Below are 441 nucleotides of genomic sequence, written 5' to 3'. Positions count from 1 at the left end.
GCCATTGTGAAGAAAAAAAAGCTATTCAGATATACCTGCCTATAGGGGGAATGAACGCAGTATATTTTTAATGAGAAGTAATTTTCGAAATAAATTTAAGTTCAAGGGAAGTAGCTGTTTAAATGGACGGGAGGTTAGTATTGATAAAGTTCTTATACCGCAAAGCGTGAAAGACTATATCGAACTTGAAGGTGAAGACGGAAGAGAGAGGATAATTAAAACTTGGATTGTAGGCCTTAATTTTCGCTGGGCTGACTTTTTGTATAGGAAAGAAAACCTAGATATAGACATTTGCACAAATAAGGTAAGTATGTGGGCTGAGGCTTTGATTCACGGATTTGAAAGTTATAAAAATGATGTTAGTTTGGTGTATTTAATAGAGGATCTTGATACTTTTTTAGCTTCAACAGGTGAAAAACACCCCAAACAAATTAAGTTGGC

At 34.9% G+C, this 441-nt stretch carries 1 protein-coding gene; it reads left to right on the top strand.

Annotated elements, in window-relative coordinates; genetic code table 11:
- Positions 1-70 precede the first annotated feature (70 nt).
- On the top strand, positions 71-441 hold a 371-nt coding region (locus tag AB4153_RS21615), incomplete at its 3' end, for a hypothetical protein (RefSeq protein ID WP_371998634.1).

Source organism: Shewanella sp. 10N.286.52.E4 (assembly GCF_041468785.1).
Lineage (GTDB): Bacteria > Pseudomonadota > Gammaproteobacteria > Enterobacterales > Shewanellaceae > Shewanella > Shewanella electrodiphila.
Note: the sequence above shows the minus strand (reverse complement) of the source record. Positions and strands in the feature narration are given on the sequence as shown.